Consider the following 8538-nt stretch of genomic DNA (forward strand, 5'->3'; position numbering starts at 1 on the left):
GTCAAGTTCAACGCCGTCCGGCGGGGCCGATGTTCGCTGCGGGTCGACGGCCACGCCGAGCCGATCGACCTCGGTCCGGGCGACTGCCCCCGACCGCTCACCTCAGACCTCTTCGACCGAGCTCGGCTCGCGCCGGGACAGGTCGATGCCCAGCTCCTCAGCGGCCCGGAACACCTCGTCGTCGGTCTCGCGCATTTCCAGGGCCACACCGTCGCTGGAGAGCACCTCAACGTTGAGGCACAGCGACTGCAGCTCCTTGAGCAGCACCTTGAACGACTCCGGGATGCCCGGCTCCGGGATGTTTTCGCCCTTGACGATGGCCTCGTAGACCTTCACTCGGCCGAGCACGTCGTCGGACTTGATCGTGAGTAGCTCCTGCAGGGCGTAGGCAGCGCCATACGCCTGCATCGCCCAGCACTCCATCTCACCGAAACGCTGACCACCGAACTGCGCCTTACCACCCAGCGGCTGCTGCGTGATCATCGAGTACGGGCCGGTCGAACGAGCGTGGATCTTGTCGTCGACCAGGTGGTTGAGCTTCAGGATGTAGACGTAGCCGACCGCGATCGGGTCCGGCAGAGGCTCACCGGAACGACCGTCGAAGAGCTGCGCCTTGCCGGTACGACCGATCAGCTGCTTGCCGTCCCGGTTGGGCAGGGTCGACTCGAGCAGACCGGAGATCTCCTCCTCGCGGGCACCGTCGAAGACCGGGGTGGCCACGTTGGTGTCACCCTCGGACTCGTGCGCGTCGATCGAGCGGAGCTGGCGCTTCCACTCGGCGTCGTCGCCCTCGACCTTCCAACCGGTCTTGGCGACCCAACCGAGGTGGGTCTCCAGCACCTGGCCGATGTTCATCCGGCTCGGCACACCGAGCGGGTTGAGCACGATGTCGACCGGGGTGCCGTCCTCGAGGAACGGCATGTCCTCGACCGGCAGGATCTTCGAGATGACGCCCTTGTTGCCGTGCCGGCCGGCGAGCTTGTCGCCGTCCTGGATCTTGCGCTTCTGGGCGACGTAGACCCGGACCAGCTCGTTGACGCCCGGCGGCAACTCGTCGCCGTCCTCGCGGGAGAACGTGCGCACACCGATGACCGTGCCGGTCTCGCCGTGCGGCACCTTCAGCGAGGTGTCCCGAACCTCACGCGCCTTCTCACCGAAGATCGCGCGGAGCAGGCGCTCCTCCGGGGTCAGCTCGGTCTCACCCTTGGGCGTGACCTTGCCGACCAGGATGTCACCGGGGACTACCTCGGCGCCGATCCGGATGATGCCGCGCTCGTCGAGGTCAGCGAGCATTTCCTCGCTGACGTTCGGGATGTCGCGGGTGATCTCCTCCGGGCCGAGCTTGGTGTCCCGAGCGTCGACCTCGTGCTCCTCGATGTGGATCGAGGTGAGCACGTCCTGCTGCACGAGGCGCTGCGACAGGATGATCGCGTCCTCGTAGTTGTGGCCCTCCCAGCACATGAACGCCACCAGCAGGTTGCGTCCGAGTGCCATCTCGCCCTCGTCGGTGCACGGACCGTCGGCGATGACCTGACCGGCCTCGACGCGGTCGCCCTCGAAGACGACCGGCTTCTGGTTGACGCAGGAGCCGGCGTTGGAGCGGCGGAACTTGTGCAGCAGGTACGTCCGGCGGTGGCCGTCATCCTGGTGGATGGTGACGTAGTCGGCGCAGAGATCCTCGATCACACCGCCGACCTCGGCGACCACCACGTCGCCAGCGTCGACAGCGGCCCGGTACTCCATGCCCGTACCCACGAGCGGCGCCTCGGCCTTGACCAGCGGCACCGCCTGGCGCTGCATGTTCGCGCCCATCAGTGCCCGGTTGGCGTCGTCGTGCTCGAGGAACGGGATCATGGCGGTCGCGACCGAGGTCATCTGCCGGGGCGAGACGTCCATGTAGTCGACGGCGCCGGGGACGACGTCCTCGGTCTCGCCGCCCTTACGACGGCAGAGCACCCGGTCCTCGGCGAACGTGCCGTCAGCCTTCAGGCGCGCGTTGGCCTGGGCCTTGACGAACCGGTCCTCCTCGTCCGCGGTCAGGTAGTCGATCTGGTCGGTGACCCGACCCTCGACGACCTTCCGGTACGGCGTCTCGATGAAGCCGAACGGGTTGACCCGGGCGAAGGTGGACAGCGCGCCGATCAGGCCGATGTTCGGGCCTTCCGGCGTCTCGATCGGGCACATCCGGCCGTAGTGGGACGGGTGCACGTCGCGGACCTCGAAGCCGGCCCGCTCCCGGGACAGACCACCCGGGCCGAGCGCGCTCAGCCGACGCCGGTGGGTCAGGCCCGCCAGCGGGTTGGTCTGGTCCATGAACTGGGACAGCTGGGACGTCCCGAAGAACTCCTTGATCGCCGCCACCACCGGGCGGATGTTGATCAGGGTCTGCGGGGTGATCGCCTCGACGTCCTGCGTGGTCATCCGCTCGCGGACGACCCGCTCCATCCGGGACAGGCCGACCCGAACCTGGTTCTGGATCAGCTCACCCACGGTACGGAGGCGCCGGTTGCCGAAGTGGTCGATGTCGTCGGCCTCGTAGCCGTCCTCACCGGCGTGCAGCCGGCACAGGTACTCCACGGTGGCGACGATGTCGTCCTCGGTCAGCGTGCCGGTGGTGATCGGCACGTCGACTTCCAGCTTCTTGTTGAACTTGTAGCGCCCGACCTTGGCGACGTCGTACCTCTTCGGGTTGAAGAAGAGGTTGTCGAGCAGGGTCTGGGCGTTCTCGCGCGTCGGCGGCTCGCCAGGGCGCAGCTTGCGGTAGATATCGAGCAGAGCCTCGTCGGCGCCGGCGATGTGGTCCTTCTCGAGCGTGGTCATCATCAGCTCGGACCAGCCGAACTTCTCACGAATTCGCTCGGCCGACCATCCGATGGCCTTGAGCAGGACGGTGACGGCCTGCCGACGCTTACGGTCGATGCGCACACCGACCGTGTCGCGCTTATCGATGTCGAACTCCAGCCAGGCACCCCGACTCGGGATGACCTTGACGCTGGAGAGGTCGCGGTCGGAGGTCTTGTCCGGCTGCTTGTCGAAGTACACGCCCGGAGACCGGACGAGCTGGCTGACCACGACGCGCTCGGTGCCGTTGATGACGAAGGTGCCCTTGGGCGTCATCATCGGGAAGTCACCCATGAACACCGTCTGGCTCTTGATCTCGCCAGTGGTGTTGTTGGTGAACTCCGCGGTCACGAAGAGCGGAGCGCAGTAGGTCAGGTCCTTCTCCTTGCACTCCTCGATCGAGGCCTTGACCTCGTCGAAGCGCGGCGCTGAGAAGGAGAGCGACATGGTGCCGGAGAAGTCCTCAATGGGACTGATCTCTTCAAGGATCTCCGCGAGACCCGATCGTGCGTGCGGGTCGTCCGCCGACCGGCCCTGCCAAGCCTCGTTGCCGACGAGCCAGTCGAAAGACTCGTTCTGAATGGCAAGGAGGTTGGGGACCTCGAGGTGTTCGGTGATCCTGCCGAATGAAACTCGGCGGGGAGCGAATGCGCTCGACGTACGACTGGTCTTCGCAGGGCGGGAAGCTGCCAAGATGCGTCCTTCCGAGGACCGGTGCTGCAGAACGGCTGGTACGCGTGCACTCCAATGACCCCACCAGAAATATCCGTAAACGGACATTTCCGAGCAGGGGTCAAGTCGGAAGGCAGCGCAAACTAGCAGTGTAGCCGAGAGGCTAACCGCTGTCCAGCCCACCCCGCAGGTTGTTTGCGGAGCGCGCCTCGGCCCCCGTCAACCGGGGTCTGCCGGGCCGCTCAGAACGCAACTCCCCACTGGGCCGCTCGGGTTACAGCGGCCGATGGTGCCGTCGCTGTCATACCCACGTCGTGGCCGTCGCAAGCGCGGTGTCTTGCTGGTGTCAGCGTGCCTGGCAGCCCCGGGCCGCGTCAAGGGCCGGTATCCGGGTTGTCCCTTGTTTCCCACTGGAGGGCGACCCGCCACGCTCGTTCGGGTCAAGGGTACCCACGGTCGGAGCCCAGCTCAGGACCGGTCGCAGCCAGATCCACACATACGGCGGGCGGTGATCCGTGTCGGATCACCGCCCGCCGCGACGCGATGGTGTCCCAGCTCACGAGCCGGGTACGCGTTGGTGGAGCGTCAGGTCACTTGAGGGTGACCTTGGCGCCCTCACCCTCGAGCTTGGCCTTCGCCTTGTCGGCGGTCTCCTTGTTGACCTTCTCCAGGATGGCCTTCGGCGCGGACTCGACCGCGTCCTTGGCCTCCTTGAGGCCCAGGCCGGTCAGCTCACGCACGACCTTGATGACCTGGATCTTCTTGCCGCCGTCAGCCTCGAGGATGACGTCGAACTCGTCCTGCTCCGGCTCGGCCTCGGCAGCAGCGCCGCCGCCACCGCCACCCGGGCCCGCGATCGCGACCGGGGCGGCAGCGGTGACCTCGAAGGTCGTCTCGAACTGCTTCACGAACTCAGAGAGCTCGATCAGCGTCATCTCCTTGAACGCGTCGAGCAGCTCGTCGGTGCTGAGCTTCGCCATATCTGGCGTCCTTTCCTGATTCTGTTAAGTAAAGAACTGGTGCGCCGTGGGGGCCTCAGGCCGCCTCGGCGCCCTCCTTCTCGCGCTTGTCCTGCAGTGCAGCCGCCAGACGGGCGGTCTTCGACAGCGGGGCCTGGAACAGGGCCGCGGCCTTGCTCAGGTTGCCCTTCATCGCGCCGGCCAGCTTGGCCAGCAGCACCTCGCGGGACTCCAGGTCGGCAAGCTTCGTGACCTCGGCCGCGGTGATGGCCTTGCCCTCGAAGACACCGCCCTTGATGACGAGCTTCGGGTTGGCCTTCGCGAAGTCGCGAAGCCCCTTCGCCGCCTCGACGACGTCGCCCGAAACGAAAGTCAGCGCGGTAGGACCGGTGAACAGCTCGTCGAGGCCGGTGATGCCCGCGTCCGTCGCAGCACGCTTGGCCAGCGTGTTCTTCGCGACCGTGTAGCTGGTGTCGGCGCCGAGCGAGCGCCGAAGCTGGGTGAGCTGGGAAACCGTCAGACCGCGGTACTCGGTCAGCACGGTGGCGCCCGAGCTGCGGAAGCTCTCGGTCAGCTCAGCGACGGCCGTGGCCTTGTCGGCCCGGATCGGCTTGTCCGCCATGTCCCTCCTCTCTCGTTACTCGAGGCTGGTCCCCGTCTCGGCCGAAGCCGGAACGGGGGCGGAGGCAGCGCGACAACGAAAAAGCCCCGGCGCAGGGCGCACGGGGCGAGGGCCGGCGGATCGTCATGGTCGGCGGACCATGCTCACTGCCGAGTTACGCTTGCCGCCCTACGCGGGTCGCCCGTTGTCGCGGGACCTTCGACCGTGCCGAAGCACGATGACCAGCGGTCTCTGGGTGGTTCCTCATCCATGAGAACACGGATGACTGTGTGAACAGTACGCGCCCAGCTCACCAGCGCCAAATCGCCCCTGGTGAGCTGGGTCACCGCCCGCGTCAGCCCTGTGCCCGCCGACGCCACAGGTAACCGCCGACGACCGCGGCGCTCCAGGCCAGCGCCCACCCGCTCAAGCCCAGCACTGTCAGCGCGGCGGCCTCGCCGCCGGTGGTGCGAGCGGCCGCCATGATCGGCGGTGCCAGCCAGGGCGCCACCGAGCCGCTAAGACCGAACACCACGGCGCCGACCCCGCCGAGGGCCAACACCGCGACGCCGTACCCCGCGCCGCCCACCGACGCCCTGCTGGCCAGCGCCCCAAGAGCAACCGCAGCGGGTACGACCAGCACGTGCGCCCACAATCCCAGCGCGAGCCCGACCGGAATCGACCGGTCCCCCGGGTCGACCGGGCCGGACACCCCGCCGACCAGCCACGGAAAGAGCAGCGCGACGGCCACCGTCACCAGCGCCGCCACCGCCGCGGCGAGCAGCCCGGACAACCGCTCCCGGGCCACCCCGACAGTCACCTGCGCCAGCCGACGCTGCACGTCCGGCTCGACATCCAAAAGGATCTTGGTCTGCCAGGCGAGCACCGGAAAGAGCACCACCGCGGAAACCCCGTACGCCTCCGCCGGCTGGGCGCGGCCACCGCCGTAGAGGGTGCCGAGCGTGATCAGGCCGGCAAGCAACGGCGCCAACGCCCGGCCGGTTCGCAGGAGACCGGCCAACCGCATCCGGACCAGGGCGCTCACCGGGTCTCCCCCGCTGCCGACTCGACAGCCGCGTCGGCGGTGTCCGGCCGGCCCGCTGTCAACTCCCCGGCCATCCCGAGCGACGGCTCGGCGGGTCGGGCGGCACCGGCCGACCGGAGCGGCTCGACGGGTAGGGCCTGGGACGCGGCGGTGGAGGCGTCGGAGCGTATCCGCAGCACCTGATGGCCCTCGGCGCGCAACCGGGCGACGGTGCCGGCGACCCGCGCGGCCGGCACCGCGACCTCGACCACGGCGATCGTCTCGTCCGTCGACGACGTCTCCTCGGACAGCGAGCCGTCGGCCACCAGCCAGCGGCGCGCGGCCGGGAGCCGGACCGTCTCGCCGCGATGGTCACTGACCAGGACGGATCCGTCGGCGGCGAGCACCTCGGCGATCAGCTCGGGCACCAACTCACGGGTGGCGGCGTCCAGCCCCTCCCACGGCTCGTCGAGCACCAGCAGGCCCGGTGGGCGCAGCAGCGCCTGGGCGAGGCCGACCTTCTGCGCGGTGCCCTTGGACAGCTCCGGCAACCGGACCGAGCGGAAGGCGGACAGCCCGAGCCGGTCCGTCCAGGAGGTCACCGCGTCGTCGGCCGCACCCCTGCCCAGCCCCGCCACCCGGGCCATCCCGGTCAGATAGCGGGTCACCGTGAACGGTTGGTCCGCTGGGAAACGCTCCGGCACCCAGCCCACCCGTGCCGGCCGGCCGGTGACCTGGCCACGGCCGGGGCGGAGGACCCCCGCGGCCACCTGGAGCAGTGTCGACTTGCCCACCCCGTTGCGACCCAGCACGATCGCCACCTCGCCGGGACCGATCCGCACGTCGATGCCTTGCAGCACCCACGGCCCTCGCCGGTGGTACCGCAACCAGACGTTCTCCAGCCGCATGGCGTCGAGCCTGCCACACCTCGAACGCGCCGGGGCGCCACCACGGTCGTGGCGGCGCCCCGGCGGAGCGAACTGTCGACTCAGGCGTCGGCCTGGTCCTCCCGAAGGTTCTTCACCAGGTTCGGGTCGACCGGGACACCCGGGCCCATCGTGGTGGTCAGGATGACCTTGCGGAGGTACTTGCCCTTGGCCGCGGACGGCTTGGCACGCAGCACCTCGTCGAGCACCGCAGCGTAGTTGTCGACCAGCTGGGTCTCCGTGAAGGAGGCCTTGCCGATGATCAGGTGCAGGTTGGAGTGCTTGTCCACCCGGAAGGTGATCTTGCCGCCCTTGATGTCCTGCACCGCCTTGGTGACGTCCATGGTCACCGTGCCGGTCTTCGGGTTCGGCATGAGACCGCGCGGGCCCAGGATCCGCGCGATCCGGCCGATCTTGGCCATCTGGTCCGGCGTGGCGATCGCCGCGTCGAAGTCGAGCCAACCACCCTGGATGCGGGCGACCAGCTCGTCGGTGCCCACCTCGTCCGCACCCGCGGCGGCGGCCTCTTCGGCCTTCGCGCCGCTGGCGAACACGATCACGCGGGCGGTCTTACCGGTGCCGTGCGGCAGGTTGACCGTGCCGCGGACCATCTGGTCCGCCTTGCGGGGGTCGACGCCGAGGCGCATGGCGACCTCGACCGTGGCGTCGAACTTGACGTTGGTGGTCTCCTTGGCCAGCTTCACGGCCTCGGTGGGGGTGTAGAGCTTCGACCGGTCGATGACGTCGGCGGCCTTGCGGTAGCTCTTGCTGCGCTGCATTGCTGATTACTCCTGTGGTCTCTGGCGGGCCGCTCGGCGCGAGCCCTCCCACGGTCGGAACGAAGGTCGGGCCGACGTCAGTCGTTGACGGTGATGCCCATCGACCGGGCGGTGCCGGCGATGATCTTCTCGGCCTGGGCGATGTCGTTGGCGTTGAGATCGGCCATCTTCTTCTCGGCGATCTCACGCAGCTGGGCGCGGCTGACCGACCCGACCTTCTCGGACTGCGGAACACCCGAGCCCTTCTGCACACCGGCGGCCTTGATCAGCAGCCGGGCGGCGGGCGGGGTCTTCAGCACGAACGTGAAGGACCGGTCCTCGTACACGCTGATCTCGGCGGGGACGATGTCGCCCCGCTGAGACTCGGTCTGCGCGTTGTAGGACTTGCAGAACTCCATGATGTTCACGCCGTGCTGGCCGAGCGCGGGGCCGACCGGCGGCGCCGGCGTGGCCTGGCCCGCCGGCAACTGAAGCGTGAACGTCTTGACGAGCTTCTTCTTCGGAGGCATGTCACTTCCTGGGGCTTGGAGCTGGGAAAATGCGGCTGTCGCCGCCCTCGGGCGCGCACGGTCAGCGCGGTGCGACAGCGGCGACATTCAAGAGTAGCGCAGGCCGCAGCCCACTCGTCCGCCGAGGTCGAGCGAGAGCGCGTACGCCGACGTCGGCGCTCGGTCTGCTGCTGCTCGTACTCCTGCTCCCAGTGTTCCCGCTCGCGACAGCGGGCGTCCTGCCAGGC

General features: G+C 68.6%; 7 protein-coding genes. All 7 read right to left on the bottom strand.

The annotated features are described in order from the left end of the window. Positions 1–102 precede the first annotated feature (102 nt). The gene (locus tag AB0B68_RS31910; protein ID WP_357126527.1) at positions 103–3534 is read right to left on the bottom strand and encodes a DNA-directed RNA polymerase subunit beta; all 3432 of its coding nucleotides are present in this window, start codon (positions 3532–3534) and stop codon (positions 103–105) included. A gap of 569 nt (positions 3535–4103) precedes the next feature. Then, on the bottom strand, positions 4104–4493 hold the full coding sequence (gene rplL / locus AB0B68_RS31915) for a 50S ribosomal protein L7/L12 (RefSeq protein ID WP_357208428.1): 390 nt from the start codon (positions 4491–4493) through the stop codon (positions 4104–4106). Positions 4494–4548: 55 nt separating this feature from the next. After that, positions 4549–5094: a 50S ribosomal protein L10 gene (gene rplJ / locus AB0B68_RS31920; protein ID WP_112584808.1), complete on the bottom strand. Its 546-nt coding sequence runs from the start codon at positions 5092–5094 to the stop codon at positions 4549–4551. Positions 5095–5428: 334 nt separating this feature from the next. Further along, positions 5429–6118, bottom strand: coding sequence for a hypothetical protein (locus AB0B68_RS31925; protein ID WP_357208425.1), 690 nt, complete (start codon positions 6116–6118; stop codon positions 5429–5431). Beyond that, on the bottom strand, positions 6115–7005 hold the full coding sequence (locus AB0B68_RS31930) for an ATP-binding cassette domain-containing protein (RefSeq protein WP_357264733.1): 891 nt from the start codon (positions 7003–7005) through the stop codon (positions 6115–6117). The genes AB0B68_RS31925 and AB0B68_RS31930 overlap by 4 nt, the downstream gene beginning before the upstream one ends. An 80-nt stretch (positions 7006–7085) precedes the next feature. Next, on the bottom strand, positions 7086–7802 hold the full coding sequence (gene rplA, locus AB0B68_RS31935) for a 50S ribosomal protein L1 (protein WP_091402424.1): 717 nt from the start codon (positions 7800–7802) through the stop codon (positions 7086–7088). Between the two features lie 77 nt (positions 7803–7879). Further along, positions 7880–8311 carry a 50S ribosomal protein L11 gene (rplK, locus tag AB0B68_RS31940; protein WP_124820953.1) on the bottom strand — a complete coding sequence of 144 codons (432 nt, stop codon included), beginning with the start codon at positions 8309–8311 and terminating at the stop codon, positions 7880–7882. Positions 8312–8538: the final 227 nt, after the last annotated feature.

The organism is Micromonospora sp. NPDC049049, from assembly GCF_040649115.1.
Lineage (GTDB): Bacteria > Actinomycetota > Actinomycetes > Mycobacteriales > Micromonosporaceae > Micromonospora.

Coding starts and splice junctions, on each gene's coding strand:
- rplL (WP_357208428.1), bottom strand. CDS start 4,493: ATGGCGAAGCTCAGCACCGACGAGCTGCTCGACGCGTTCAAGGAGATG.
- rplJ (WP_112584808.1), bottom strand. CDS start 5,094: ATGGCGGACAAGCCGATCCGGGCCGACAAGGCCACGGCCGTCGCTGAG.
- AB0B68_RS31930 (WP_357264733.1), bottom strand. CDS start 7,005: ATGCGGCTGGAGAACGTCTGGTTGCGGTACCACCGGCGAGGGCCGTGG.
- rplA (WP_091402424.1), bottom strand. CDS start 7,802: ATGCAGCGCAGCAAGAGCTACCGCAAGGCCGCCGACGTCATCGACCGG.
- rplK (WP_124820953.1), bottom strand. CDS start 8,311: ATGCCTCCGAAGAAGAAGCTCGTCAAGACGTTCACGCTTCAGTTGCCG.